The organism is Prescottella sp. GW823-FHT02E09, assembly GCF_058797375.1.
In genome coordinates, this window is record NZ_JBXAJP010000004.1 from 309,057 (window position 1) to 335,680 (window position 26,624).

The 26,624-nt window shown below is 68.7% G+C and carries 22 protein-coding genes; 11 read left to right on the forward strand and 11 right to left on the reverse strand.

Translation table 11 applies throughout. From position 1 onward, the window contains the following. The first annotated feature begins 7 nt into the window (after window positions 1-7). Window positions 8-2,908 (forward strand): leucine--tRNA ligase, encoded by a 2,901-nt coding sequence (gene leuS / locus AC1RIF_RS12085; RefSeq protein ID WP_492601604.1) that lies wholly within the window; start codon window positions 8-10, stop codon window positions 2,906-2,908. Window positions 2,909-2,977: 69 nt separating this feature from the next. On the opposite strand, the gene AC1RIF_RS12090 is transcribed toward leuS, so the two are convergent. Next, the gene (locus tag AC1RIF_RS12090) at window positions 2,978-4,489 is read right to left on the reverse strand and encodes a lipase family protein (protein ID WP_492601605.1); all 1,512 of its coding nucleotides are present in this window, start codon (window positions 4,487-4,489) and stop codon (window positions 2,978-2,980) included. A 163-nt stretch (window positions 4,490-4,652) separates the two neighbouring features. Between AC1RIF_RS12090 and AC1RIF_RS12095 the strand changes: the two genes are divergently transcribed. Continuing rightward, a complete protein-coding gene (locus AC1RIF_RS12095) occupies window positions 4,653-5,024 on the forward strand; it encodes a nuclear transport factor 2 family protein (RefSeq protein ID WP_492601606.1) in 372 nt (123 codons plus the stop codon). A gap of 229 nt (window positions 5,025-5,253) precedes the next feature. Further along, entirely contained in the window at window positions 5,254-5,811 is a 558-nt protein-coding gene (locus AC1RIF_RS12100; RefSeq protein WP_492601607.1) for a HutD family protein, read from the forward strand. Window positions 5,812-5,821: 10 nt separating this feature from the next. Here the strand turns inward: AC1RIF_RS12100 and AC1RIF_RS12105 are convergent, their stop codons facing one another. Genes AC1RIF_RS12105 through AC1RIF_RS12115 form a run of 3 tightly spaced genes read right to left on the reverse strand, consistent with a single transcriptional unit; the run spans window position 5,822 to window position 7,260 of the window. After that, window positions 5,822-6,505, reverse strand: a complete 684-nt coding sequence (locus AC1RIF_RS12105) for an SDR family oxidoreductase (RefSeq protein WP_492601608.1) — start codon at window positions 6,503-6,505, stop codon at window positions 5,822-5,824. Between the two features lie 22 nt (window positions 6,506-6,527). Further along, window positions 6,528-6,887: a hypothetical protein gene (locus AC1RIF_RS12110; protein WP_492601609.1), complete on the reverse strand. Its 360-nt coding sequence runs from the start codon at window positions 6,885-6,887 to the stop codon at window positions 6,528-6,530. Between the two features lie 16 nt (window positions 6,888-6,903). Continuing rightward, on the reverse strand, window positions 6,904-7,260 hold the full coding sequence (locus AC1RIF_RS12115; RefSeq protein ID WP_492601610.1) for a hypothetical protein: 357 nt from the start codon (window positions 7,258-7,260) through the stop codon (window positions 6,904-6,906). A 112-nt stretch (window positions 7,261-7,372) separates the two neighbouring features. On the opposite strand from AC1RIF_RS12115, the gene AC1RIF_RS12120 reads away from it, so the two are divergent. The 6 genes from AC1RIF_RS12120 to AC1RIF_RS12145 all read left to right on the forward strand — a co-directional run bounded on the left by AC1RIF_RS12120 (window position 7,373) and on the right by AC1RIF_RS12145 (window position 12,327). Next, a complete protein-coding gene (locus AC1RIF_RS12120) occupies window positions 7,373-7,855 on the forward strand; it encodes a MarR family winged helix-turn-helix transcriptional regulator (protein WP_492601611.1) in 483 nt (160 codons plus the stop codon). After that, window positions 7,852-8,274 carry an organic hydroperoxide resistance protein gene (locus AC1RIF_RS12125; RefSeq protein ID WP_492601612.1) on the forward strand — a complete coding sequence of 141 codons (423 nt, stop codon included), beginning with the start codon at window positions 7,852-7,854 and terminating at the stop codon, window positions 8,272-8,274. The genes AC1RIF_RS12120 and AC1RIF_RS12125 overlap by 4 nt, the downstream gene beginning before the upstream one ends. A 36-nt stretch (window positions 8,275-8,310) precedes the next feature. Beyond that, window positions 8,311-9,336: a PHP domain-containing protein gene (locus AC1RIF_RS12130; protein WP_492601613.1), complete on the forward strand. Its 1,026-nt coding sequence runs from the start codon at window positions 8,311-8,313 to the stop codon at window positions 9,334-9,336. 16 nt (window positions 9,337-9,352) lie between these two features. Beyond that, on the forward strand, window positions 9,353-10,690 hold the full coding sequence (gene ggh, locus AC1RIF_RS12135; protein WP_492601614.1) for a glucosylglycerate hydrolase: 1,338 nt from the start codon (window positions 9,353-9,355) through the stop codon (window positions 10,688-10,690). A 96-nt stretch (window positions 10,691-10,786) separates the two neighbouring features. Then, the gene (locus AC1RIF_RS12140; RefSeq protein ID WP_492601615.1) at window positions 10,787-11,521 is read left to right on the forward strand and encodes a glycoside hydrolase family 25 protein; all 735 of its coding nucleotides are present in this window, start codon (window positions 10,787-10,789) and stop codon (window positions 11,519-11,521) included. A gap of 17 nt (window positions 11,522-11,538) precedes the next feature. Beyond that, window positions 11,539-12,327, forward strand: a complete 789-nt coding sequence (locus tag AC1RIF_RS12145) for an SDR family NAD(P)-dependent oxidoreductase (RefSeq protein WP_492601616.1) — start codon at window positions 11,539-11,541, stop codon at window positions 12,325-12,327. Between the two features lie 70 nt (window positions 12,328-12,397). On the opposite strand, the gene AC1RIF_RS12150 is transcribed toward AC1RIF_RS12145, so the two are convergent. The 3 genes from AC1RIF_RS12150 to AC1RIF_RS12160 all read right to left on the reverse strand — a co-directional run bounded on the left by AC1RIF_RS12150 (window position 12,398) and on the right by AC1RIF_RS12160 (window position 18,316). Next, the gene (locus AC1RIF_RS12150) at window positions 12,398-14,491 is read right to left on the reverse strand and encodes a PhoX family protein (RefSeq protein WP_492601617.1); all 2,094 of its coding nucleotides are present in this window, start codon (window positions 14,489-14,491) and stop codon (window positions 12,398-12,400) included. Between the two features lie 136 nt (window positions 14,492-14,627). After that, window positions 14,628-16,388 carry an ArnT family glycosyltransferase gene (locus tag AC1RIF_RS12155; RefSeq protein ID WP_492601618.1) on the reverse strand — a complete coding sequence of 587 codons (1,761 nt, stop codon included), beginning with the start codon at window positions 16,386-16,388 and terminating at the stop codon, window positions 14,628-14,630. Continuing rightward, window positions 16,364-18,316: a hypothetical protein gene (locus AC1RIF_RS12160; protein ID WP_492601619.1), complete on the reverse strand. Its 1,953-nt coding sequence runs from the start codon at window positions 18,314-18,316 to the stop codon at window positions 16,364-16,366. Before AC1RIF_RS12160 ends, AC1RIF_RS12155 begins: the two co-directional genes overlap by 25 nt. Before the next feature lie 399 nt (window positions 18,317-18,715). Between AC1RIF_RS12160 and AC1RIF_RS12165 the strand changes: the two genes are divergently transcribed. Both AC1RIF_RS12165 and AC1RIF_RS12170 read left to right on the forward strand, forming a co-directional pair. Then, on the forward strand, window positions 18,716-20,317 hold the full coding sequence (locus tag AC1RIF_RS12165) for a hypothetical protein (RefSeq protein ID WP_492601620.1): 1,602 nt from the start codon (window positions 18,716-18,718) through the stop codon (window positions 20,315-20,317). Next, on the forward strand, window positions 20,314-21,804 hold the full coding sequence (locus AC1RIF_RS12170) for a glycosyltransferase (protein WP_492601621.1): 1,491 nt from the start codon (window positions 20,314-20,316) through the stop codon (window positions 21,802-21,804). The genes AC1RIF_RS12165 and AC1RIF_RS12170 overlap by 4 nt, the downstream gene beginning before the upstream one ends. Before the next feature lie 10 nt (window positions 21,805-21,814). On the opposite strand, the gene AC1RIF_RS12175 is transcribed toward AC1RIF_RS12170, so the two are convergent. From AC1RIF_RS12175 to AC1RIF_RS12190, 4 genes are all read right to left on the reverse strand, one after another. Then, on the reverse strand, window positions 21,815-22,903 hold the full coding sequence (locus AC1RIF_RS12175; RefSeq protein WP_492601622.1) for a cellulase family glycosylhydrolase: 1,089 nt from the start codon (window positions 22,901-22,903) through the stop codon (window positions 21,815-21,817). A 114-nt stretch (window positions 22,904-23,017) separates the two neighbouring features. After that, the gene (locus AC1RIF_RS12180) at window positions 23,018-23,761 is read right to left on the reverse strand and encodes an amino acid ABC transporter ATP-binding protein (RefSeq protein ID WP_492601623.1); all 744 of its coding nucleotides are present in this window, start codon (window positions 23,759-23,761) and stop codon (window positions 23,018-23,020) included. 4 nt (window positions 23,762-23,765) lie between these two features. After that, on the reverse strand, window positions 23,766-25,571 hold the full coding sequence (locus tag AC1RIF_RS12185) for an ABC transporter substrate-binding protein/permease (protein WP_492601624.1): 1,806 nt from the start codon (window positions 25,569-25,571) through the stop codon (window positions 23,766-23,768). 14 nt (window positions 25,572-25,585) lie between these two features. Beyond that, window positions 25,586-26,380 carry an LLM class F420-dependent oxidoreductase gene (locus tag AC1RIF_RS12190; protein ID WP_492601625.1) on the reverse strand — a complete coding sequence of 265 codons (795 nt, stop codon included), beginning with the start codon at window positions 26,378-26,380 and terminating at the stop codon, window positions 25,586-25,588. Window positions 26,381-26,624: the final 244 nt, after the last annotated feature.

A 26,624-nucleotide genomic window follows, 5' to 3' on the forward strand; every position in this document is an offset into this window, starting at 1 on the left:
GACCACAGTGACCGAGCCAGTTCAGCACGCCTCATCCCCCGACGACTCGACGCCGCAGCACCGCTACACCGCGGAGCTCGCCGGCCGGATCGAGCAGCGCTGGCAGGACCTGTGGAGCGAGCGCGGGACGTTCAACGCCCCGAACCCGGTGGGTCCGCTGGCGCCTCAGGCGAGCGAAGCGACGGGGGATGTGCCCGCCGTGCCCGCCGACAAGCTGTTCGTGCAGGACATGTTCCCGTACCCGTCGGGCGCGGGCCTGCACGTCGGTCACCCGCTCGGCTACATCGCCACCGACGTCTTCGCGCGCTACCACCGCATGCAGGGGCACAACGTCCTGCACACCCTCGGTTACGACGCGTTCGGTCTGCCGGCCGAGCAGTACGCGGTGCAGACGGGCACGCATCCGCGCACCACGACCGAGGCCAACATCGCGAACATGCAGCGTCAGCTGCGCCGCCTGGGCCTGGGCCACGACGAGCGCCGCTCCGTCGCGACCACGGACGTGGACTTCTACCACTGGACGCAGTGGATCTTCCTGCAGATCTACAACGCCTGGTACGACACCGCGCAGGGCAAGGCGCGCCGCATCTCCGAGCTCGAGGCCGAGTTCGCCTCGGGTGAGCGCACGCTCGACGACGGTCGCGACTGGGCGTCGCTGGACGCCGTGGAGCGCAGCAAGGTGCTGGACTCGTACCGCCTGGTCTACCACTCGGATTCGATGGTCAACTGGTGCCCCGGTCTGGGCACGGTGCTGGCCAACGAGGAGGTCACCGCGGACGGCCGCAGCGAGCGCGGCAACTTCCCGGTGTTCCGGAAGCACCTGCAGCAGTGGATGATGCGCATCACCGCGTACTCCGACCGCCTGGTCGACGACCTCGAGTTCCTGGACTGGCCGGACAAGGTCAAGTCCATGCAGCGCAACTGGATCGGGCGCTCGCACGGTGCCCAGGTGAAGTTCGCCGCCCTGTCCGAGCGAAGCGACGGGGGTTCGGCGCAGCATCACGACATCGAGGTGTTCACCACCCGCCCGGACACGCTGTTCGGTGCCACGTACGTGACGCTGGCGCCCGAGCACGAACTGGTGGACCAGCTGGTGGCGGCCGAGTGGCCCGAGGGCGTCGACCCGCGCTGGACGGGGAACGCCGCCACGCCGGCCGAGGCAGTCGAGGCCTACCGCGCGTCCATCGCGGCGAAGACCGATCTCGAGCGCCAGGAGAACAAGGAGAAGACCGGCGTCTTCCTGGGCGTGTACGCGACCAATCCGGTCAACGGGCACAAGCTGCCGGTGTTCATCGCCGACTACGTGCTCACCGGCTACGGCACCGGCGCGATCATGGCCGTGCCCGGCCACGACCAGCGCGACTGGGAGTTCGCGACCGCGTTCGGTCTCGACATCGTCGAGGTCATCAAGGGTGGCGACCTGTCCGAGGCCGCGTTCACCGGTGACGGACCGCTCGTCAACAGCGACTACCTGAACGGCCTGGACGTCGCGGACGCCAAGAAGGCCGTCATCGAGCGGCTCGAGGCGGAGGGCGTCGGTACGGGCACCATCCAGTACAAGCTGCGCGACTGGCTGTTCGCGCGCCAGCGTTACTGGGGCGAGCCCTTCCCGATCGTGTACGACGCCGACGGCGTCGCCCATCCGCTGCCGGAATCGGCTCTGCCGGTGGAACTTCCGGAGGTCGAGGACTACGCGCCGGTGTCGTTCGATCCGAACGACGCCAGCTCCGAGCCCTCGCCCCCGCTCGCCAAGGCGTCCGACTGGGTCAACGTCGAGCTCGATCTCGGCGACGGTCTCGAGGACTACCGCCGCGACACCAACGTGATGCCGCAGTGGGCGGGCAGCTCGTGGTACCAGCTGCGCTACATCGACCCCACCAACAGCGAGCAGTTCGTCGCGCCCGAGAACGAGGCCTACTGGACGGGTCCGCGCCCGGACATCCACGGCCCCAACGATCCCGGTGGCGTCGACCTGTACGTCGGTGGTGTCGAGCACGCGGTGCTGCACCTGCTGTACTCGCGGTTCTGGCACAAGGTGCTGTTCGACCTGGGCTACGTCAGCTCGAGCGAGCCGTACCGCCGCCTGTACAACCAGGGCTACATCCAGGCGTACGCGTACACCGACGAGCGCGGCGTGTACGTGCCGGCCGCCGAGGTGACCGAGGAGGACGGCAAGTTCTTCTACCAGGGCGCCGAGGTCAAGCGCGAGTACGGAAAGATGGGCAAGAGCCTCAAGAATTCCGTTGCGCCGGACCAGATCTGCGACGAGTACGGTGCCGACACGCTTCGCGTGTACGAGATGGCGATGGGTCCGCTGGACACGTCCCGTCCGTGGGCGACCAAGGACGTCATCGGTGCGCACCGCTTCCTGCAGCGCGCGTGGCGCGTCGTCGTCGACGAGGAGACCGGTGACCTGCGCGTCACCGACGCCGAGCCGTCCGAGGACACGCTGCGGGCGCTCAACAAGGCGATCGCCGGTGTCGGCGAGGACTACGCGGCCCTGCGTGACAACACCGCTGTCGCCAAGCTGATCGAGTACACCAACCACCTCACCAAGGAGTACCCCGCCGGTTCCCCGCGGTCGGTGGTGGAGCCGCTGGTGCTCATGCTCGGTCCGATCGCACCGCACCTCGCGGAGGAACTGTGGTCGCGCCTGGGCCACACCGCCTCGCTCGCGCACGGCCCGTTCCCGACCGCCGACGAGAAGTGGCTGGTCGAGGACACCGTCGAGTACCCGATCCAGGTCAACGGCAAGGTTCGCAGTCGCATCAACGTCGCCGCCGACGCGGCACGTGAGGACATCGAGAAGATCGCACTCGCGGACGAGAAGATCGTCGCACTGCTGGACGGCAACGATCCCCGCAAGGTGATCGTCGTGCCCGGCAAGATGGTCAACGTCGTCCTCTAGGCGCTCCGCGCCCGTGCGCCTTTCTGGTAGCTGGAACCACCAGAAAGGCGCACGGGTGGCGCAGCCGCCTCAGCACTCGGACGGCGCCGGCTCCCCCCGGAAGAGGGCGTCGATCCAGTCGAAGGCGCCGGAGTTGCCGAGGGCCTCGCCGAGCAGGTGCTCGCCGGGCACCTGCCGGTAGACGGCGGCGACGCCGTAGCCGCACTGTTCGTCGAACAGGTTGCGGGCGCCGAGGGCGGGGATCCAGAAGTCCTGCCCGCCGTTGTAGATGTACAGCGGGGTTCCGGAGACGAGGTCCGCCATCTTCATCTTGGCGTAGATGTCATGGGCGACAGGTGAATTCAGGGCATCCTCGACGTTCGCGAGTGCCTCGGCGGGAAGCCCGAAGATGCCCGAGACCGCCAGGTTGGTGGAGCACTGGTCCTTGATGGACGAGATGCCGATGCGCTGCCCGAGGCTGTTGATCAGCGGCAGGATCTCGAGGTTCTCCCGGGAGATCCCGAACACCGCCGCCAGGAACAGTCCGCTCGCGAGGTTACCGTTCATGGTGCGTCCGAGCATCTCGAAGTCGGCCGGGACGCCGCCCATCGCGGCGCCGACGATGTCGGGGGCCAGCTCCGGCGCGTAGCCGTCGAGCAGTTTGGCCGCGCCGTGGGTCGCGATCGCCCCGCCGGAGTAGCCCATCATGGCGATCTTGCTGGTGCCGAACTCGGCGGGGAACTCGTTCCGCATGCCGCGGATGGTGTCCAGGATCGCGTGCCCGGCCACGTACGGTTCCGCGTACGCCATCGAGGGCCCCTCGTGATCGGGGATCAGGACGGCGTAGCCGCGTTCCTCGGCCTTCGTGGTGACGGGCCGCAGGAATTCGATGAAGTTGGTCGACGGCGTGATCCCGTTGGCCAGGGTGTGGGAGGGCGTGCAGGCCCGTCCGAGTCCGTTGATCGGCACGTTGTTGACCAGGACCGGACGCGGCCCAGGGCCGGGCCACACCCCGGCGGGGATGACGAGCGTCGCGGTCGCGAAGGATGGTGCGCCCGACGCATCGGTGGTCTTTACCTTGATCTGCTTCACCTCGCGCACCGGGCCGAGTAGCAGGTTCTTCGCGACCGGCGTGACATCGCGGACCTCGATGACCTGGCCGTTCGCCATCCCGGGCAGGCCGGGCGGGTAGAAGTCGAAGAACGGTTCCCCGATCGGCGAGGGCAGCGACTCCTGGTGCAGGGTGTCCAGCGGCGGCGGCGCCAGGTCGGGTTCCGGGATCAACGAGCCGACCAGACCCGGCATCCACGACCCGAACGCCGACCGGGCCAGCGACGCGGTCCCCCACGACCCCGTGATCGGGGTGGTGCCATTGGACCCGGTGCCGTCCGAGCCGGTGCCGTCGGTGAGCGACCCGGGGCCGATGAATCCCTGTCCGGCCGCGCTGCCGGTCGATCCCACACCGCCGATGCTGGTGTTCGGCAGCGCACTGCCACTCGATTGGGCCGCGGCTGTGCCTGCGGTACCACCTCCGCCCACGACACCCACCGCGAGTGCGGCGACGAGTATTCGGCCCCAGAAACCCCCGTGCTGGATCGGCATGCGCCGGACGCTAGCACCGCATTGTCACGGCTCACGTCGCTTCGGAGCTTTGTCTGGAGTGTCCGGTGGGCGGGACCGAGCGCTGTGCGGCCCGCGTGGGCCGGGATACGCTCGCCGCCGAGAAATCCCTGAAATTCGTTCCACGAGCAAAGGTTCAGCGAGCATGGCATCCGCAGAAGACATCAAGAACACCGTCGCCTCCTACATGAAGGCACTCGAGAGCAAGAGCGCCGACCAGGTGGCCGCGCTGTTCGCCGAGGGCGCCACGGTCGAGGACCCGGTCGGCACCGAGCCCAAGCGGGGCGTCGAGGAGATCCGCGCCTTCTTCAAGGCGATCGAGGCGATGGACCAGACCGCCGAGCTGCTGACGATCCGCGTCGCCGGCAACAGCGCCGCCTTCCACTTCCGCACCGTCTCCAAGGTAGGCGACACGACCTACGTCATGGAGCCCATCGACGTCATGACCTTCGACGACGACGCCAAGATCACCAGCACCCGCGCCTACTGGGCGCAGGAGGACATGATCGTCAGCTGACGAGACGGCACCGCTCCGCTGTCGGTGGGGTGCGGCTCGGAGTCCTGGCGGCGCCGCGTCGCACCCCACTGTCGTCGAGACGGAATGATCAATCATTCTGCACACCAACTCTTTACGGCGGATTCCAGGCGGCAGCTGCCCCTGTGGCGGTTCGGGTGACGGATTGACCGGCGCGACTTGTATATACAAGACTGGACAAGTATTGGCGGGAGATGTCACCGGAGGAACTGTGAACGACGGACCGTACTCGCTCAGCGCACCGGCGCTCCGCACCAGCCGCGACGACCGGGAGTCGGTCCGCTGGCGCAACGGTCAGGGCACCACGCAGGTGGTCGCCGAGACCGACCTGTGGCGGGTGAGCATCGCGGACGAGCCGACGTCGTCGACGTTCTCGGTGATCGACGGATACGACCGGCTGTTCATGCCGATCGGGGAGGTCTCGATCGAACTGACCGGCGCGCCCTTCGGACCGGGAGTCGCGCCGGACGACGCGCCCGTGCGCCACGTGGTCGAACCGCAGGAGACGATCGCGTTTCCCGGCGAGTGGGCGCCGGCATGCCGGGTGGAGGTGCCCACCCGGGCGCTGAACGTCATGGTCCGGCGCGGCTCGGCCGCGGCGACGATGCGGTTCGGCGAACCACCCCTGGCCGCCGATTCCGCCGCGCTCGTCGTTCTCGTCGATCCGGCGACGGAGGATGCGGTGCTGCTCCCGCCCGGGTGCGTCGACGCACCCGAGATCACCGGGCCCTGCGCGATCGTCTCCATCACGACTCTCGCCCGTCCCTGACGGGACGTCCTCACCTCGGTACGGGGCGCAGCACGATTTCGGTGGGGTGCGCGTCGCGGGGTGTCTCGACGGCGTTTCGGACCGCGCCCGCCACGGTTTCCGGGGTGAGGAACTTGCCGGCGTCGTACTCGCCACCCTCGGTCGTGACGATCGCACGCTGCATGTCGGTGTCGATGCGCCCGGGATGGATCGAGGTCACCCGCAGGGTCGGCTCCTCGAGTCGCAGCGCGTCCCCGAATGCGCGCAGCGCGAACTTGCTGGCCGCGTATGCGCCCCAACTCGCGTTGGCCCGCAGTCCCGAGCCCGAATTGATCAGTACGACATGCCCGTTCGCGGCGCGCAGGGCGGGCAGTAGCAGCCGGGTCAGTTCCGCCACGGCCATGACGTTGACCTCGAACGTCCGATGCCACGTGTCGATCGACGTCTCCTCGATGGTGCCGATGTCCGCGACGCCGGCGTTGTGCACCAGGACGTCGAGTCGGTCGATGTCGGTGACGGCGTCGGCCACCGCGGCGTAGTCGGTGAGGTCGACGGGCCACGGCGCGGCGCCCAGCTCCCCCGCGATCGGTTCGAGGGACTCGGCGCTGCGACCACCGAGGATCAGCTGGTGGGTGGGCGCGAGTTCGCGGGCGATCGCGGCACCGAGTCCGCGGCTACCGCCGGTGACGAGGGCTGTGGGGTGCGGTGTGGACATGCCCTCGAGGTTAGACCGAAGATCATCCCGCGGGTGAGGTCAGCGTCGGAGCGACGGTGGCGTGCGCGGGCAGTCCCGGGCCTCCCGGCAGCGGCGGTCCCGGATTGTCGAAGGGGCCGTTGCCGAAGGGTCCACCGCCCTCCGGCCCGATCGGTGCGCTCGGCAGCGGTGACTCGTGTTCCGGGATGTAGCCGAACGAGTCCGACGGCTGCAGGCCGCTGGTGTCCTCGGGGCTGCCCTGCTCGGTCGTGGTGAGTTCGGGTGTGGACCCGATGTTGTCGTCACACGCGGTGGTTGCGCCCCCGAGCAGCAGGACCGTGCACACCGCCGTCACGGCGACCGCAAGCCGCCGCGGTACCGGTCCGCCGCTCTGTCGCAACATGATGGCGCGCTCCTGGTCAGCCGGCGGGTGTGGTGAGAGTCGGCTCGGCGGGTAGTCGGACGTCACTGCCGGGAAGGATCGTTCCTCCCCCCAGCTGGAACGGGTCGTCCTCGATGCCGCCGCCCTCGGGTTCGATCGGGTCGGTGTCGAGGGACGTCTCCTCGTGCTCGGGGATGTAGCCGAACGAGTTCGTCTGCTCCAGTCCGCTCGGGTTCTCGGGTGTGTCGGTGCCCTCCTCCTCGGTGGTGAGCGTTGCGGGACTCGAATCGATGATGTCGCCGCACCCGGTGATCGCACCGCCGAGGAGTCCTGCCGCGGCCGCTGTGGCCGCTACGAGCATCCGATTGTGCTGTCCGTGTCTCTGCTGGCTCATCGTCATGCCTTTCGCGCCGGAAATGTCGGCACCCTCCTCCAGCATGGCACCGTCGCGACCTCACCGCAGATTTATATTGTGCACAATATTATTGTGGTCTACATTCGTGGGTGTGACCGACGATCTGGCCCTCGACCGGCAGGTGTGCTTCGCGCTGTACTCGGCGTCCCGAGCCACCACCGCGGCCTACCGGACCCTGCTCGCCGACCTGGGCATCACGTACCCGCAGTACCTCGTGATGCTGGTGTTGTGGGAGCGGGACGGACAGGGCGTGCAGGAGATCTGCGACGCCCTCCAGCTCGACACCGGCACCTTGTCGCCGCTGCTCAAGCGGCTGGAGGTCGCCGGGCTCATCGAGCGGACGCGGGCGGCCGACGACGAGCGTCGCGTCACCGTCCGACTCACCGCGACCGGCGCGGCACAGCGGGCGCGGGCGTCCGACATCCCCGCCCGTCTCGCGCGGGCCACCGGCCTGAGCGGGCCGGACCTCGAACGGCTGCGCGACGTCCTCTTGGGCGTCGGCCGCAATCTGCACTCCACCGAGTTCGACATTCCCCCGATCCCACTGTCCGACAACCGAGAAGAGGCACCGTGAACATCGTCTACACCGCAGAGGCACTGGCCACCGGCGAGGGTCGCAACGGCCGCGCCCGCACGTCCGACGGCCGGTTGGACCTGGACCTGGCCATTCCGCAGGAAATGGGTGGCAGCGGCAACGGCACCAACCCCGAGCAGTTGTTCGCGGCCGGCTATGCGGCCTGCTTCCATTCCGCGCTGCAGTTGGTCGCACGTCAGGCCGGTGCCGACACCACCGATTCCGCGGTCGGCGCGCGGGTCGGTATCGGCCCCAACGGTTCCGGTGGCTTCGGGCTGGCCGTGACGTTGGAGGTCTCGCTGCCGCACCTCGAGCGTGGCGAGGCGCTGACGCTCACGGAGAAGGCGCACGAGGTGTGCCCGTACTCCAACGCGACGCGCGGCAACATCGAGGTCACCCTCACCGTCACCGACGAATAGGCCCTGTCGTCGCGGGTCGCGGGGCACCATGGACACATGGCGAACCCGGATCCGGTCGAGGCGCTGCGCGAGGTCGCGTTCTGGCTCGAGCGCGGCCGCGCCGACACCTATCGCGTCCGGGCGTATCGGCGGGCCGCCGACGTCGTCGCGGGGCTCACCGAAGCTCAGCGGGACACGCGTCAGCGCACCGGCGGCTGGACCGGGCTGCCCGGTCTGGGAGCGAAGACCGCGGCGATCGTCGAGCAGGCGATGTCGGGCGCGGTCCCCGACTATCTGCGGGAACTGCGGGACGCGGCCGAGCCGATCGGATACGGCGGCGATCTGCAGTCGGCGCTGCGCGGCGATCTGCACGTGCACTCCGACTGGTCCGACGGTGGCAGCCCGATCGACGAGATGATGCGGACGGCCGCCGCCCTGGGCCACCAGTACTGTGCGCTCACCGACCATTCGCCACGGCTGACGGTCGCGAACGGCCTGTCGGCGGAGCGTCTGCGGGATCAACTCCGGGTGGTGCGTGACCTCAATCGGGTGACGGCGCCCTTCCGGGTCCTCACCGGCATCGAGGTCGACATCCTGGACGACGGTGCACTGGACCAGGATTCGGACCTTCTGGACCAACTCGACGTGGTGGTGGCGAGCGTGCACTCACACCTGCGCGCCGATCGTGGCGAGATGACCAGGCGCATGCTCGGAGCGGTCCGGATCCCGCGCGTGAACGTGCTGGGGCACTGCACCGGACGACTCGTCGAGGGCAGGCGTGGTAACCGCCCCGAATCGAAGTTCGACGCCGAGAAGGTGTTCCGGGCGTGCCGTGACCACGACGTCGCTGTCGAGATCAACAGTCGGCCCGAGCGCCGGGATCCGCCGAGCCGGCTGATCGATCTGGCCGTCGACATCGGTTGCCTGTTCTCGATCGACACCGACGCGCACGCTCCGGGGCAGTTGGCGTGGCAGGGGCTGGGATGCGAGCGTGCGATCCGCTGCGGCGTCGAGGCCGACCGGGTCGTGAACACGTGGCCGGTGGACGACCTGCTCACCTGGACGCGCGCGTTCGCCGGGTGAGTCGCAGAATGGGACGATGATCGACCCCGGATTCACTCCGACGCAGCTCGCGGCTCGCGCCGCCTACCTCCTGCGCGGCAACGACCTGGGCGCGATGACGACCGCGGCCCCGCGGCTGTATCCGCACATGTGGAGCTGGGACGCGGCGTTCGTCGCGGTCGGTCTGGCGCCGCTGTCCGTCGAACGGGCCGTCGTCGAACTCGACACGTTGCTGTCGGCGCAGTGGTCCAACGGGATGATCCCGCACATCGTGTTCGCGAACGGTGTCGACGGCTACTTCCCCGGACCGGCTCGCTGGGCGTGCCGGGAACTGGCGGGATACGCGCCGATCGGGGTCGACACGTCCGGCATCATGCAGCCGCCGGTGCACGCGATTGCGGTGCAGCGGATTCTCGACCACTCCCGGCGGCACGGTCGGAGCACCCGGGCGGTCGCGGAGGAGTTCCTGGACCGGCGCTGGCCGGATCTGATGCGCTGGCACCGGTGGCTTGCGCACGCCCGGGATCGCGACGGTGCCGGCCGTATCACGCTGTATCACGGCTGGGAGTCCGGAATGGACAATTCGCCCCGCTGGGATTCGGCTTACACCAACGTGATTCCCGGCCTCGTCCCGCCGTACCGCCGCGAGGACGTCACGGTCGTCACCGACGTCTCGCAGCGTCCCAGCAACGGCGAGTACGACCGCTACCTGTGGCTGCTCGAGGAGATGAAGAGCGCCCGGTACGACGACGACGCACTGGCCGAGAAGATGAGCTTCGCGGTGCAGGACGTGTTCGTCAGCGCCGTGTTCGCGCTGGCGTGCGACGTGCTCGCGGTGATCGGGGAGGAGCATTCACGCCCCAACGCCGACGTCCGCGAATTGCACTACTGGGCCGACCACTTCCGCAAGGGGGTCGCGGCGACGACCGACGAGCGGACGGGCGCGGCGCGCGACTTCGACGTGCGCACCGGAAGGTGGATCGGCACCGAGACGATCGCGATGTTCGCACCGCTGCTGTGCGGCGGGTTGGATCGTCACGCCGAACGGGCCCTGCTGCACACGTTCGAGGGGCCTCGCTTCTGCACGCACCCGGATCTGCGGTACGCGGTCCCACCGTCCACGTCGCCGGTGTCCCGCGACTTCCGGGCCCGCGAGTACTGGCGGGGCCCGGTGTGGCCGGTGATGACGTGGTTGTTCTCGTGGGCGTTCGCGCGCCGCGGGTGGGCCGAGCGGTCGCTGATGCTGCGTGCGGAGGGACTGCGGCAGGCCGCGGACGGCAGTTTCGCCGAGTACTACGAGCCGTTCACGGGTGAGCCGCTGGGTAGCATGCAGCAGTCGTGGACGGCGGCGGCGGTGCTGGACTGGCTCGGTTAGTACACGGTTTCGAACGAGCCTGTGAACCGGCTGAGAGCAGATGAACAACGGCACGAAATCGGCGCGCCCGGTGAGGAAGTCATTTAGTCTCGGGCAATGCCGAGGAACCGTCGTCGCTCCCTTCCGCGTGTCGCTGCACTTCTCCTGGCGGGGGCGGTGACTGTCGCGGCACCCGCGGTCGCGGTGGCGAACCCGCAGGGTGTCGACGTGGCGTCGTGGCAGCACCCGAACGGCGCTGCCATCAACTGGTCGGCGGTGCGCGGGGCTGGGTACGAATTCGGCATGGTCAAGGCCACCGAGGGCCTGTTCTACACCAACCCGTACTTCGCGCAGGACTCGTTCGCGATGCGCATTGCGGGGGTGGCGCGCGGCGCGTACCACTACGCGGATCCGTCCGCCTCGCCCGAGGCGCAGGCCGCGTTCTTCGCCGCGAACGCGCTCGCCGTCAACCAGATCGGCGGACTGCCGCCGGTCCTGGACCTCGAGAGCACCGGCGGCCTCGCCGCGCCGCAGCTGATCGACTGGACGCGCCGCTACCTCAACGCGGTGCAGGGCCTCACCGGCCGTACCCCGATCATCTACACATACCCCAACTTCTGGCGCACCGCGATGGCCGACACCACCGAGTTCTCGAACTACCCGCTGTGGATCGCCGACTACAACGGCGGCAACTACCCCGGCCCGCTGCCGGGTGGTTGGAAGAACTGGGCCTTCTGGCAGTACACCGACAGCGGCCGGATCCCCGGCGTGAGCGCGAACATCGACCTCAACGTCTACAGCGGGTCGATGGGCGACATCAACATGTACGCGCGCAACTTCTTCGGGAGCTGACAGGGATAGTTGTCCGCATGACGAAACTGAGCGGTAAGACCGCAATCGTGCTGGGCGTCGCGCCCGGCAACGTGGGACACGCCATCGCCCGCCGCTACGTCGACGACGGCGCCGCGGTGCTGATCGCCGGACGACGCCCCGACGCGGTGGCGTCGGTTGCCGAGGACATCGGCGCGCAGTGGCAGCAGTGCGACATCACGTCGGAGTCGGACCTGGACGCACTCGTCGCCACGGCCCGAGAACGCCTCGGCCGCATCGACGTCGGCGTCAACGCGACCGGGTGGGGTTTGCTCGCCCCGTTCGAGGAGACCACGCGCGAGGATCTCGAGAAGATGGCGGCGGTCCAGTTCACCGGGCCGTTCCAGTTCTTCCAGCGGCTCGTCGCGAACCTGGCGGACGGCGGTTCGATCATCCAGATCTCCTCGGTCACCGCGTCGATCATGTTCGAGAACCATGCCGCCTACATGGGCACGAAGGCCGGTATCGACCACGTCATCCGCTGTATCGCCAACGAATACGGCCACCGTGGGATCCGGGCGAACTCCATCGCCCCGGGCGGTGTCGCGGACGCCCCGATGTCGGGTGGTGGGCTGAACTACCCGCCGATCCGGTCGCTCTACCTGCGGGAGATCCCGCTCGGGCGGGTCGGCGTCGCCGAGGACGTCGCGAACGTGGCCGCGTGGCTCGCGGGCGACGAATCCGCGTTCGTCACGGGCCAGGTGCTGCAGGTGAGCGGCGGGCAGACGCTGCGACGCAATCCGTCGATCGCCGACCTCGTCGGCGCCCACACCGCCGAGCAGTCATAGCCTCAGACACAGCGATGGGGTGGAGGACGTGAGTCCTCCACCCCATCGCTGTGTTCAGGATCGGGTGCGACTACAGGCCGATCCGCCCGCCACCGGACTTCCAGACCGCCACCACCGACGGACGCGGCTGCGAGGTGCCGCCGTCCGGCCAGTGCGACGACGGCGTCTCGATGCTGGCACCGTCGGTCTCACCGGGGTGCTGCACGCACACGACGACGCGCTTCTCGTCGACGATCGGGCCGCACGTCTCCGCACCGATCGGCACCGTGAGGAACTGCTTGGTCTCGCCGCGGCGCTCGCCCTCCAGGACGACCGAGAACAGGCCGTCGTTGGACTTGAGGGCGTTGCCGTCGGTGGAGATCCACAGGTTGCCGTGCGGGTCGAACGCGAGGTTGTCGGGGCACGAGATGGGGCTGACCTGAGACTTGTCGAAGCCACCGAAGTAGGTGTCGGCGGTGGCCGGATCGCCGCACACCAGCAGCAGATTCCACGTGAACGACGTCCCGGCGTGCTGGTCGTCGATCTCGAGGACCTGGCCGTTCTTGTTGTTGTTGCGCGGGTTCGCGGTGTCGGCGGGAGCCTTGCCCTCCTCGCCGCGCTTGGTGTTGTTGGTGAGCGCCACGTAGACCTTGCCGGTCTTGGGGTTGGGCTCGAAGTCCTCGGGGCGGTCCATCTTGGTGGCGCCCACCTTGTCGCCGGCCATGCGGGTGAACACGGCGACCTCGTCGGCGCTCATGCCGTCGACCAGCGACTCGCCACGCCCGTCCTCGCCGGTGCGCAGCAGCGGAATCCACTGGCCCTTGCCGGCGAACACGCCCGACGGCGGCAGCTTGCCGGAGCCGTCGATCGCGTCCGGGGCGTCGCCCGTCAGTTTCGCGACGTACAGGGTGCCGGCGTCGAGCAGCGTCATGTTGTGGCGCATCGCGGCCTGGCTGTTGCCGGGCTGCATCTTGCGCGACGAGACGAACTTGTACATGTAGTCGAAGCGCTCGTCGTCGCCGCTGTACGCGACCACGGTGCCGTCACTCGTGATGTAGATCGTCGCGGCCTCGTGCTTGAAGCGGCCCATCGCGGTGTGCTTGACCGGGGTCGACGATGCGTCCCACGGATTGACCTCGACGACCCAGCCGAAGCGGTTGGACTCGTTGGGCTCGGCCACCACGTCGAAGCGGGGGTCGAAGCGCTCCCACTTGCGCTCGGAGGCGTCGCCCTCGATGCCGTATCGCTTGAGCTGTGCGGCGGCGGCCGGATCGGTCACCCGCTCGGCTCCGGCGAAGTACTGGTTGAAGTTCTCCTCACCGGAAAGCACGGTGCCCCAAGGGGTCACGCCGCCCGCGCAGTTGTTGAGCGTGCCCTTGACGAGCGCGCCGGTGGGGTCGGCCGAGGTCTTCAGCAGCGGGCTGCCGGCGGCGGGGCCGGTGACCACGCAGTCGGTGAGCCCGGTGATGCGGCGGTTGTAGGCGCCGAACTGCGGCGTGAGCTTGCCGGACCCGGCCTCGCCCTGGACCTGGACGACGGACAGGCCGTGGTTGGCCCAGCCGATGCGCACCTGCTCCTCGGTGGGGTTCTCCTTGTCGTAGCCACGGAACATGAACGGCTCGGTGGAGTACTCGTGGTTGACGACCAGCAGGTACGTGTTGGGCTTGCCCTCGATCGGCAGCAGACCCGCGAAGTCGTTGTTGAACGCGAACTGCTTCTCGGCGGCGGCCGCGGTCTGGTTGTCGAAGTCGAACGCGGGCGCGTCCTCGAAGATCGGGTCACCCCAGCGGATCACGACGGCCTGCTCGTAACCCTCGGGGACGGTGACGAAGTCTTCCTTGTTCGGTGCGATCGCCTCGAAGTTCGTGCCGGGGGCCGGGGTGCTGCCGGACGAACCGGATCCGGATGCGGCGCCGTCGGCCGAGCCGGACTGGGCGGTGGCGGTGTCGTCGGAGCACGCGGCGAGCACGCTGCCGGCGCCGACCGCGAGCACGGCGGCCGCTCCGCCCCGCAGGACTCCGCGGCGGGTGACCGCGTTGCGCACGATGTCGCCGAAATACTCGCCCTGCGAGTCGTTGGGAACGTCGTGCGCACAGGCATTGCCGCACTTGTATTGGCAGGTGATCGACGCGCGCGAGGACATACCGTCGTGCTTGACGAACAGTGCGAGGGGTTTGAGGCTCACCGTGGACTCCCGAACTCGGAAACGGACAACGCCGACATACGTCGGCAACGCACGCACCGTAGAAGCCGGGAACGAGCCTTCGGCGACCCCCGGGTGAACGGCGGGCCAACAGCGATCGGAGGTTGGGTGTCCTTGCTCAGCCGCCCGGCGTGAGCTGCCCGGTGACCCGGTAGAGGCGCCACATCTCCGGTTCGGTGCCACCGTCGTTGCGCATCTCGAGCACGAGCGCGCCGACACCACCGGACCCCGTCTCGAACATCGTCGGATAGCGTCGGTTGACGGCATCGGCAACGCCCCGCTTGGTGTTGGGCACGGCGAGGATGTACTGCACGCCGTGTCCGGCCGGGTCCTCGAGGATCCGGGAGAAGTCGGTGTCGGACGTGATCACGAACTGCTTGGGATCGGTCGACGCGGTCACCACCGCGAAGCCCTCGACGGTGTCGAGCAGCACGGAGCCGTCGGGCAGGTCGAGGTTGTCGAGGTACTCGGCGATGCGCCGCTCGGCGCCGAAGGTGCGCAGGATCGCGAGTTCGGCGGGGTCGTTCCGTCCGGGCACGATCGCGCTGGCGATCGAGTGTTCGAGCGCCGCGAGTCGGGCATTGCCCATCGCGACCGTCGTGACCGCGGTGGAGCCCACCAGCAGACACACCGCGAAGGCCACCAGCGGCGACGGGCCCGGATACGGCGGAACGGGCCGCGCGGGCGGGGCCGAGTGGCCGGGACGGTGCGAGATCACCGGCGCGCGACTGGGTGCGAACAGCATCACCAGCACGAACGCGAACGGAATGATCGTGATGTAGAACCGCAGGAACGGGAACGTCGAATCCATCAGGTAGAGAAGCGATTGCGTTCCGAGAACCGCGCCGAACACTGCGACGGGCACGAGGATCTCGGCGTCACGCCGCCGGACGGCCAAGACACCGGCGACCACCAACAGTAGCGGCAGGGCGGGGGCGAGCACCGCCATCTCCGTGAGCGAGAACAGCGCGCGTTCCACCGCAGTGGTGGTGCCGCCGCCGGACTGTTCGAGGATCGCGCTGTTGCCGTACACGGACGAGAACTGTTGGAACGCCGTGCCGGTGATCAGCCAACTCGTGAACGACCACGCGACGAACGCCGCGACCCCGGGCCCGATCACGAGGGTGGCGTCGACGGCGGCGGCCCACCATCGGTCGCTGCGCGTCGAGCGCGGGCCGCTCCGGTGCCGTAGCAGGCTGATCAGGGCGACGAGTGCGCCGGCGACGAACATCGGGGCGATCGCGTCGTAGCGGGTGAGGTACGCGAGCGCGAAAGCCATTCCGGCGGTGATGAGGTCGTGCACGCCGTCGCTGCGGATCCAGCGGATCAGCCGGCGCACCGCCCAGCACGCGAAGAACAGGAACGGGGCCTCGCTCATCCCGTTGGCCGCGTACATCACGATCATCGGGTTGAGCGCGAACAGGGCCGTGAGCGTCACGACGAGGATCGTGGAACAGCCTCGGTCGCGGGCGATTCCGCGAATCTGGATCACCGCGCCGGCCATGAACGACGCCGACATCACGACGGCGGTCAGGTTCCAGCGCAACAGTTCCGGCCACCAGTGGCCGAGTGTCGCCAGCGGAAGCTGAGCCAGCGCGGTCAGCGGGGTGAACACGAAGCCGATGGCCGCGAGGTGCGGATCACGGCTGAGGAGTACGCCCGACACGGCCGCGACCCGGGACAGGGAGTCGGTGAAGATGAAGCCGATACCGAGGTTCATGTACACGCCCACTGCGAGGTAGGCGACGAACACCAGCGTGTACAGCAGCCACGGCTTGCGTCGTGGCCGCGGCGTCGGCGCGCGGTCGAGCCCGGCGGCCGGAACCGTCGCCGAGCTCGGAGCCGTCGTGGCCGTCATGCCCTGCGCCGGCGCTGCCATACTGTCGCGCCCACCACGACCACGGCGAGTACCGCGGTGCCGGCGGCGATCGCGACGATGGTCCCGGCCCCGATTCCGGAGTCGTCGTCGGCGGCGGTCTGCCCGGCGATGTCGGTGACGCGCACGCCGATCGCGAACGGTGCCGCGTCGCGGGGACCGATCAGGACGTCGCCGGTGAGCCTGGGGAACTGGGTGGGGTCGGCATCGAGCCAGTCGAGCAGCGCGTCGAGATCACCCGCCGAGCCGTTCGAGGTGGCCACGACCAGCGTCCGCTTGCCGGGTTCGAGGACCTGGATCGCGCCGTACGCGGTGTTGCCGGTGACACCCTGCAGCGCCAGCAGCGCCGGGTCGGCCGATCGCAGCGGCTGGTCGACGAAGTCGGGGACGTCGCCGTCGGCGGCGATCAGGATGGCCGGGAGCGTGCCGGACGCCGCGTCGTCGAACGAGCGGACCCGCGGCTGCAGCGGCAGGTAGCTGCCGCGCTGCATCTGCACGAGCAGTCGGTCGGCGCGCACCAGGTCCGCGAAGTCACCGCCGCCCAGCCCGACGTCCACGGTGGGCAGCATCGTCTGCGGCAGCGACGGGAACCCGCCGGGCAGCGGCGGCGACGCGACCTCGGACGCGACGGTGCTGCGCGGATCGACCGTCAGCGACGACGCGTCGCTGGTACCGCACTGGAAGTCGCCGGTGATGTCGAGGGCGACGTCGAGCACCATGTACCGCGCGAGCAGGTTGTTCGGGACGGTGACCTGCACGTCGAACTTCCCGGAGGAGTCCAGTGCGGCACTGGTCAGCTGCACGCCGCCGAGGCTGACCGTGAGGATGCCGCTGCGCGACGCCGGCAGCGGAACGTACGTGCCGGTCAGGTGTGCCGACAGGTCGCGGATCGGGCGGCCCAGCTGGGTCTGGTTGATCTCGATCGGCACCGCGATGTGGTTGAGTCCGGACGCGGTGAGCGAGCCGATCCCGAGCTCTCCGAGTGTGACGACGTCCTGCGCGACCGCGGGGACCTTTTTGTCCGGGGTCGCGATTGCGCGGCTCGCGGCCGCGTACCCGTCGAGGTTGGCGACGAACAGATCGATCTGGGAGGACAGCGCGGCGTCGTTGCCGGTGATGCGGAGCAGCGGGACGCCGGACGGCGCGGGCTGGAGACCGATCCCGGCCTCGGACGCACCGCCCACGACGATGGTCCGTTCGAACGGGGCCGGTCGGACGTCGGGGAGGGCGCCGCCGGTGGGCAGCTCGGCGAGCTCGACCCGGGTCGGCTGGCTGCCGTAGTGGTTGACGATCGCGGTGCTCAGCGTCAGCGCCGCGTTCTGCTCCGCCTGCGACGTGCCGTCGGCGACGACGATGCTCAGCTTCCGTAGGATCGGCGGCAGGAACTCCGCGGGCGTGGTGGGCTGGCGTTCGGTGCCGCCGTACACGACGGACGCGTCGCGCAGCGTCATCGGCGCGAACTGGCTGCGGTCGTAACACCGGTCGTCGAGCGGGATGGAATGGCTCGCGATCGACAGCGTCACGGAGCGGTCGGCGACGGTGAGGCCGTCGAGCGGAACCGAGAACGGGACGCCGGCCTCGGATGCGGCGGGAATGTCGATGCGCGCGACGGTGCGACCCTCCGCGCGGACCTCGAGCCAGCCTTCGCGGAAGTCCATTGGGGTGGTGAGGGTTCCGACGAGACGCTGTGCGGACAATCCGTCCGGTACGGGAAGGGTCACAGTCACCGGCGTCGAGTCCGACGCGAACTGGATGTCGGACGGCCGGCCCAACTCGGTGAACGTAACTGACTGTCCGGTAACAGCTGTCGGGTCGTCGTCCTGAGCCGACGCTGCGCCGGCGGCCGGGATCAGTGATGCGATCGCGATCAACGTGCCCGCCGCGAGCGTCGCGAGCGTGCGTCGCGGTGGCGCACTGCCGATGGTCACCATGGATTCTCCCCGTGTCGTCGTACCCCGATTGCTGCCGTTCCCCCGGCGCCGGACGAGATGCGCGCGGGTCGACCGAACGAAGAAGTCGGGGATCGAGCCCCTCGAATCTCGTTGTGCGCCGATGGGGTCCGTTTCGAACCTGTTGAGACGCAAGCTTCGCTCGCCGGTCATTCAATCACGATGCCTCACCAAACGGGCATTCACTAGTTGAAGTTTCATCCATGTGATTCGGAGAGTTCTGTCACCTCGCGACACCCGTCACACCCGGTAACGTCGCGCCTGCGTGGGCGATGAGTCAAGATGGGAACGGAAGCGAGTCGGAGTCGATCACGCCGCCCGGGTGTCGCGAAAACGTAACGACCACACATCTGTTCGAGTGCGTGCGGGAGGGAGCCGGAAGTGTCGCGTGCCACCCCGGGTGTCGAGACGTCCCCCGCCGATGGCGGCCTCGCCGTGCCGGTCGATTCCCCGACAGCCGCTGTGGCGGACGCCGTCGCGGCCTCGGGCTCCGCCGAGAGTCCTTCGGCTGCATATTCGCTCGCGCGTTCGACCACGCTGTCGATCACGGCGCGATGGCTGCTGATCGTGGTGTGCTCACTCGGAGCGTTCTGGCCGTCGATCCTCCGCACCGTCGACGACCTGCGCGGCGGTGACCTGCTCGGGTACATATTCGTGATGCCGTTCCTGGCCGCCGTCGCGGCGATCGGCGTCGCGCGCCGGCGCACCGACGAACTGCCCATCCACGACCGTCAGATCGACAGCATCGTCGGCGGCATGGGGATGGTGGTCGCGGTGGCGATCCAGTGGCAGTTGCTGCCGCGCTACGAGGCGCAGTTCAGTCTCCTGCGCATCGACGTGCTCGCGTGGCTGCTGTTCGTGATGAGTGCCGCCGTCCTGCTGTTCGGCCTGCGCCCGGTGGGCCGCTTCTGGCCGGTGTGGTTGATGCTCGTCGTCGTCGCGCCGCTCCCCTATCGGATGGTCGTCGTGATGATCGGCGGACAGTCTCAGCACGTCAGCGTCGTGCTCACGGCTCTCGCGGCGGCGGCCACCGCGATCGCGGTCGGTCGGTCCCGGCGGCGGGGACTGATCGGCGCGACGGCGACAGTAGTCGTGGGCCTGGCCGTCCTCGCGGTCATCCGGTTCGTGTTCCCCGACGCGCACCGCCTGGTGGTGCAGTTCGTGCCGGCCGCCGTGGCCGCGATCGTCGTCGGCGTCGCGATGTATCTGCAGTACGGCTACTTCTTCACCGACCGGCGGGCCGCGTACTCGGTGGCGCCGCAGCGACCCGCCGCCGTCCGCAGCGGCCTCGTACGGTCCGGTCTGTTCGTGGTGGCCGTCGCCGTGCTGCTGTCGTTCTTCCCCCTGCCCGATCCCCCCGCGACCGTGATCGCGACCGGACCGCCGTCCACCGATGCGGTGCTGACGGTCCCGGACGGCTGGAAGCAGGAACGTGAGGCCGAGTTCGACTGGGCCGACCGCTTCTTCGGGAGCAACGCGACACTGACCCGGCAGACGGTGGTGGCCACCGACGGCAACCCCGACTGGGACGCGCAGTCGCGCCCGCGCCGCGTCGTCGTCGACACCCTCGACACCGTGCGACCCGCCCTGCTGACGGTGTATCCCACCGATACCCTCTACCGGCTCACCGAGGCCCGCCGCAGTCCCGGCGTGCCCGTCGACCTCGGGCACGGTGTGGCCGGTGAACTGTCGACGATCGTCGACCAGGACGCGCTGCTGACCTGGAGCCTGCTGACGTTCACGTGGTCGCGCGGGGAGTGGATGCAGCGCGTCAACCTCATCACCGTCGACGACCATCGGCCGGACGCGCGCTTCCCGCAGCCGACGCCGTCGATGGCGTCCGACGTCACGAACACGTTCAACGTGCTGGTTCGCGGCAACGCAGTCACCGTGGACGAGAACCCCCAGTACAAGGATCGCGACATGCTCACCGTCTTCGGTACGCAGCTCGTGGACGCGCAGTGGCAGGCGGGCGGGGCATGACCGCCGGCGACGCCCTCGCGACCGAGGCATTCAAGTCCGCGGCGCTGCACGACGCCGTCTCCGGGCTGCGGGAGCAGCATCCGCTGGCGTCGGCGTCCGTCGCGTTCGTGCCGTGGCAGCGCAACCTCGGAATCGCGTCGGCGCTGGTCGTGGCGGTGTGCGTGGTGTTCTTCCCGATCGTGACGATCACGATCCTCACCGCGGTGTGCACCATCGCGTACGTCGCGACCATGATCGACCGGCTGATCATCTTCGCTCGCGGACTCGACCGCGACGCCATCGTCACCGTCACCGACGAGGAGGCGCGCGCGATCCCGGACGACGAACTGCCCACGTACACGATCCTGGTGCCGGCGTACGACGAGACCGAGGTGATCTACGACCTCGTCGCGGGCATGACGGCCATCGAATACCCGCGGGACAAGCTGCAGGTGCTGTTGCTGCTCGAGGAGGACGACCTCGGCACCGTCGAGGCCGCGAAGGACGCGATCGCGGTGCCGGGTGGTGAGATCGTCACCGTGCTGCTGGTGCCGGCCGCCGAGCCGCGCACCAAGCCCAAGGCGTGCAACTACGGACTGCACTTCGCGACCGGTGAGATCGTCACCATCTACGACGCCGAGGACAAGCCCGACCCGCTGCAGTTGCGTCGCGTGGTCGCGACTTTCGCCCGTCAGCCCGACGACGTCGCATGCGTGCAGGCCAAGCTGGCGTACGACAACGGCCGCCAGAACCTGCTCACCGGATGGTTCACGGCCGAGTACGCGGTGTGGTTCAACTTCCTGCTGCCCGGCCTGATGAAGACCCGGTCGCCGATTCCGTTGGGTGGCACGTCGAATCATCTCGAACGGTCGGTCCTCGACGAGATCGGCGCGTGGGACGCCTACAACGTCACCGAGGATGCCGACCTGGGTGTGCGGATCGCGGCGTCGGGCTACTCCACCGCGGTGCTGGACTCGACCACCATCGAGGAGGCCAACAGCGACCCGATCAACTGGATTCGGCAGCGATCCCGTTGGTACAAGGGCTATCTGCAATCGTGGCTGGTGCACACCCGGCGCCCGCTGGAGCTGTGGCGGACCATCGGCCCGGTGAGCTTCGTCCGGTTCACGCTGCTGCTGGCCGGCACCCCGATCATCGCGTGCCTCAACCTGGTGTTCTGGTTCATCACGCTCACCTGGCTGTTGGGCCAACCACTCGTCGTCGCCGAGGTGTTTCCGCCGTACATCTACTACGGCGCCCTGATCTCGCTGGTGTTCGGCAATGCGGCCGCGATCTACATGAACATCGTCGGCTGCCGCGAGACCGGAAACTCGCACCTGCTGCTCGCCTGCGTGACCGTGCCGATCTACTGGCTGATGATGAGCATCGCTGCCGCCAAGGGCTGCTGGCAGTTGCTGCGCAATCCGTCGTACTGGGAGAAGACCTTCCACGGCCTGGGCACCCCCAGCACTCCGAGCACCCCCGGCAGCACCCCCGACACCCCCTGACCGCGGAGGGCTACCCGACCGTGTTGAACCCGGCCATGAGTGGGAAGAGGGGATCGTCGGCGCCGATGTCCATCGTGCACTCGCTCTCGCGCGGGTCCGGCACGAACGCCCACAGCAGGGCACCCGCCGTCCCCGCAGCTCGCTGACCGGTGATCTTCCGGCCGATGCTCGACGCCCGGTCCTGCAGCGTCTTGCACGACCCGGCGTTCTCGCCGATCTCCGCCACCAGCAACGGCTTTCCCGCCGCCTCGGCCTGGTCGATCCGCCGAGCCAGCCCGTTCCACTGGTCACCCGGTAGAGGCACGCCGTCGGCGCCGTAGTCGTGGTACTGCACGAAGTCGACGTTGTCCGACTCGGTCACGTACTGGTAGTCGTCGCCGCCGGTGCCGCACTGGCCGCCGCCGATCAGCCCGGCGGTGACGAGGTGATCCGGGGCGATCGACTTGATCTGGGCGCCCGCCTCCTCCATGAAGTCGCGCAGGACCTCGGCGGCGTCCGTGGGGCACGTGCGCACCCACCAGTCGCAGTTGCCGTCGACGCACTCACCGGGATCCGGTTCGCCCACCAGCTCCCACGCGGCGACGACCGGCGAATCCTTCCACCGGTTCACCGCGGTCTGCACCCACTGCTCGAACGTCAGCCGGGTGTCGTTGTCGTTCTCGGTCTTCCAGCCGCCCACGTACCACTGACGGTCCTTGAACTGCTCGCTCTCGCAGGCGCCGTCCTGTGCCGACAGGACCGGAATGATCATCTGGTCGTGGGCCTCGGCCTCGGCGAACACCGCGTCCATCGCCGTGAAATCGAGTTCGCCGGTGAACTTGTTGATCGCCAGCTCCTGGAACGCGTTGAACCGCGTCAGCGAATGCGGCGGCAGCGAGCCGAAGTAGCTGGGCCGGTCGACCATTCCACCGCAGCCGCGATTGACGGCCCAGTCGGTCGACAGCTGGTAGGCGTTGAATCCGGCGGGCCACCACTTCTCCCCGTCCAGGCGCAGTCCGTCCGCCGACGCCGTCACACGGCCCGCAGAGTCTGGCGACGGGGGCAGGCCCGCACCGCAGTTGGCAAGCGTGACCACCGACAGCAGCGCTATCAGCAGCAATCTGAATCTTCGTACGCTTCTCAGGACCGTCTCGCTTCCTCAGGGCGTGGCCCCCGAACGGGTTGCGAACACCCCCGGTGAACCACGAAGTCCGAATCCCATCCGCGCATCACCCTAGAGAACCTCGGACAGAAATGCCTGCAGACGGGGAGTCGCGGGTTTGTCGAACATTTGGTCGGGCTCGCCGGATTCGACGACGACACCCCGGTCCATGAACATCACCGTGTCCGACACCGATCGGGCGAAGCCCATCTCGTGGGTCACCACCACCATCGTCATGCCGGTGGTCGAGAGGTCGGCCATCAGCGCGAGCACGCCCTTGACCAGTTCGGGATCGAGCGCCGAGGTGGCCTCGTCGAAGAACATCACCTGCGGCTTCATCGCGAGGGCCCGGGCGATCGCGACGCGCTGCTGCTGACCACCGGACAGGTTCCCCGGGCGGGAATCGGCCTTGTTGGTCAGGCCCACCAGTTCGAGCTGTTCGAGCGCCAGTTGCCGTGCCGCGTCCTTGGACAGCTTCTTGAGCTTGCGGGGTCCTAGCGCGATGTTGTCGGCGACGGTCCTGTGCGGGAACAGGTTGAAGTGCTGGAACACCATCCCGATCCGTTGGCGCAGGTGATCCGGGTTGTCGGCCAGCACCGAACGTCCGTCGAGCAGAACGTCGCCCGCGTTCGGTTCGTGCAGCCGGTTGAGGACCCGCAGCAGGGTCGACTTGCCCGACCCCGACGGCCCGATCACGGTGACGGTCTTGCCGGCGTCGACGTGCAGGTCAACCCCGCGCAGCACCTTGTTGGTTCCGAAGGCCAGGTGCAGCCCGGTCCCGGTGAGGGACACCGACTCGGTCGCGATGTCGCTCATGGCGTCAGCCCCTCTCCACGACGATGGCCTGGTCGAGTTCGTCGAGCGTGCCCGAGGTGTCGGCGCGTCCGGTGCGCAGCCGCCGGTCGATGTAGTTCACCAGGTGTGTGAGCGGGATCGTGAGCGCCAGATAGAACAGGCCGGCGGCGACCAGCGGCGACAGGTTCCCGGTCTGGGCGTTGAGGTCCCGGCCCACGGCGAACAGTTCCCGCTGCGTCACCAAGAGCCCCAGGAAGTAGATCAGTGACGAGTCCTTGATCAAGGAGATGAACTGGTTCATCAGCGCCGGCAGCACCCGCCGCACGCCCTGCGGGATCACCACGAGCACCATCGACCGGCGGTACGAGAAGCCCAGCGCACGAGCGGCCTCCATCTGCCCGGGTTCGACGCTCTGGATGCCGGACCGGAAGATCTCGCCGATGTACGCGGCGGCCAGCAGCGACAGTGCCGCCGCACCCAGCCAGTACGGGTTGTTCCCGGTGAGCCCCTTGACGACCGGACCCACGCCGAGACCGACGAGCAGGATGATCACCACGGCGGGCAGGCCACGGAAGATGTCGGTGTAGATTCGGGCCGGCCAGCGCAGCCACCGGGTGCGCGAGATCCCGGCCACCGCCAGCAGCATTCCGATCACCGTGCCCGCGATGCCTGACGTCAACGCCAGGATCAGGGTGTTCGGCAGCCCGGTGCGGAGCAGGTCGGGGAAGGCGCGCTGGTACAACTCCCAGTCGAAGAACGTGTCGCCGAGCTGTTGCAGCGTCGACTTCGGTTGCGTCGCGGCCGGTTCGGACTCGGGCTCCTTCTCGGCCGCGAGGGCCGCGAAGTCGGGCAGTTCGGGCGCCGGTGCGGCCTTGCTGCCCGGCTTCCAGCCCTCCGGCAGGGCGCGCGGCACCCAGTCCGAGTACAGCTGCGCCCAGGTGCCGTCCGCGACGACCGCGTCGAGCCCCGAGTTCAGGGCATCGATCAGCGCCGGATTGTCCTTCGCGACCGCCCAGCCCACGAAGTTGTTGAGGCTGAAGGTGTTCTGCACGATGGACACCGGATCGCCGGGCGCGATCGCGCCCTCGGCCTGCTGCGACGGCGCCACCCAGGCGTCGATCTGCCCGGTCTTGAGGTTGGCGTACGCCGTGTTGTAGTCCGGGAACTTCACCGGGTCCAGCCCCAGGGTGTTGACGACGTAGTCGTCCTGCACGGTGCCCTGCACCACCCCGATCCGGGTGGACTCGGTCAGGTCCGAGAAGCCCTTGATCGCACTCCCGTTCGGCACCACGAGGGAGAAGTAGCCGAAGTCGTAGCCGTTGGTGAACCCGACGAGTTCCCGGCGGGCGTCGGTGGTGGTGATCGACGACGATCCGACGTCGAACCGGTGACCGGCGACCTGTGCGAGCAGCCCCGCGAAGTCGGTGCCGACGAACTCCACCTGCAGGCCGAGTTTCGCCGCGACCGCCCGCAGCAGTTCGTTGTCGTATCCGGTGAAGACGTTCTGCGAGTTGACGCAGATGCTCGGCGGTGCATCCGACAGCGTGCCGACCGTCAGGGTCCCGGGCTTGACCAGATTCAGCTTCGACGTGTCGATGCCGCTGAGCGGCATCGTGTTCGGGGTGGTGTACCGGTCCTCGGCTGCGGCCGAGGCCGCGGTGTCGAGGTTGGGCGGTAGCGCCGTCGCGCTGCTCACCCCGGGAGGGGTGCACAGGTCGCCCGCCGACCTCGAGGTGTCGCCGGACGAGCAGGCGGCCAACGCCAACAGCGGCAGCAGTATCGCCAGCAGCACCGCTCCCGCCCTGGATCGGGAAGCGGCGGCGGTGGACATCGGAGTGCTCGGGCCTACGCGAGCCCGGACAATTGCGGCGGCGTGTGCTCGTCGCGCCACGCGACGGCCTCGCGCAGGCTGGTCAGGTCGTAGTCGGGTCCACTCGCATTCACGGTGAACAACGTGACGCCGGCGTCGACGTAGGCCGCGGCCTCGTCCACGCCGTGCCACCACGTGGAGCGCTCGATCGCGTGCGGGTCCCGCTGCACGTCGCCGCAGTGCTCGCCGAGGATCGCCGACTTGCGGACGAACTCGTCCCGATCGCCGAATCCGTGCCAGATGTCGGCGTACTCGGCGACCAGGCGCAGTGTCTTCTTCTCGCCGCTACCGCCGACCAGCATCGGAATGTGCCGGGTGGGAGCGGGATTGAGCTTCCCGAGACGTCCGGTGATGCGGGGCAGGTACTCCCCCAGCAGCTTGATACGGGATCCGGGGGTACCGAACTCGTAGCCGTAGGCGTCGTAGTCCTTCTCGAACCAGCCGGCGCCGATCCCGAGGATCAGCCGTCCGCCACTGATGTGGTCGACGGTGCGGGCCATGTCGGCCAGCAGGTCCGGATTGCGGTAGCCGGCGCAGCTGACGAGCGCGCCGATCTCGACCCGCTCGGTCTGCTCGGCCCACGCGCCCAGCATGGTCCAGCACTCGAAGTGCGCACCCTCCTGGTCGCCGTACAGCGGATAGAAGTGGTCCCAGTTGAAGACGACGTCGGCCCCGGCGTCCTCGGCGCGCAGTACGGCGTCGCGAATCATGCCGTAATCGGGGGCGTGCTGCGGCTGCAGTTGCAGGCCGATGCGCACAGCTCGGGTCATGGGCGACTCCTTCGTGCGGGGGTTCGTTCTCACCGTAAACCCGCATGCGCCCCGCTGCACGGGGTTGCGCCCAGGTTGGGACGTGTCTGACAACGGTTGCAGTGGTTGCCCGAGACCGTGTCTTTGTTTCGAGGTTCCCGGTGATCGTCGGATGCACGGTGGGGTTGATCGAAGGTGTTCCAACCGTTCGACCCGCTACGGCCGACTTCCGATGGCCCATCCACGCCGCTGTCACCCGGAGGCG

Bases quoted from the DNA above. Each gene is read 5' to 3' on its own strand.
- AC1RIF_RS12090 (WP_492601605.1), bottom strand. From the start codon at position 4,489: ATGCCGATCCAGCACGGGGGTTTCTGGGGCCGAATACTCGTCGCCGCA.
- AC1RIF_RS12095 (WP_492601606.1), top strand. From the start codon at position 4,653: ATGGCATCCGCAGAAGACATCAAGAACACCGTCGCCTCCTACATGAAG.
- AC1RIF_RS12105 (WP_492601608.1), bottom strand. From the start codon at position 6,505: ATGTCCACACCGCACCCCACAGCCCTCGTCACCGGCGGTAGCCGCGGA.
- AC1RIF_RS12110 (WP_492601609.1), bottom strand. From the start codon at position 6,887: ATGTTGCGACAGAGCGGCGGACCGGTACCGCGGCGGCTTGCGGTCGCC.
- AC1RIF_RS12115 (WP_492601610.1), bottom strand. From the start codon at position 7,260: ATGAGCCAGCAGAGACACGGACAGCACAATCGGATGCTCGTAGCGGCC.
- AC1RIF_RS12130 (WP_492601613.1), top strand. From the start codon at position 8,311: ATGGCGAACCCGGATCCGGTCGAGGCGCTGCGCGAGGTCGCGTTCTGG.
- ggh (WP_492601614.1), top strand. From the start codon at position 9,353: ATGATCGACCCCGGATTCACTCCGACGCAGCTCGCGGCTCGCGCCGCC.
- AC1RIF_RS12140 (WP_492601615.1), top strand. From the start codon at position 10,787: ATGCCGAGGAACCGTCGTCGCTCCCTTCCGCGTGTCGCTGCACTTCTC.
- AC1RIF_RS12145 (WP_492601616.1), top strand. From the start codon at position 11,539: ATGACGAAACTGAGCGGTAAGACCGCAATCGTGCTGGGCGTCGCGCCC.
- AC1RIF_RS12155 (WP_492601618.1), bottom strand. From the start codon at position 16,388: ATGGCAGCGCCGGCGCAGGGCATGACGGCCACGACGGCTCCGAGCTCG.
- AC1RIF_RS12160 (WP_492601619.1), bottom strand. From the start codon at position 18,316: ATGGTGACCATCGGCAGTGCGCCACCGCGACGCACGCTCGCGACGCTC.
- AC1RIF_RS12170 (WP_492601621.1), top strand. From the start codon at position 20,314: ATGACCGCCGGCGACGCCCTCGCGACCGAGGCATTCAAGTCCGCGGCG.
- AC1RIF_RS12180 (WP_492601623.1), bottom strand. From the start codon at position 23,761: ATGAGCGACATCGCGACCGAGTCGGTGTCCCTCACCGGGACCGGGCTG.
- AC1RIF_RS12185 (WP_492601624.1), bottom strand. From the start codon at position 25,571: ATGTCCACCGCCGCCGCTTCCCGATCCAGGGCGGGAGCGGTGCTGCTG.
- AC1RIF_RS12190 (WP_492601625.1), bottom strand. From the start codon at position 26,380: ATGACCCGAGCTGTGCGCATCGGCCTGCAACTGCAGCCGCAGCACGCC.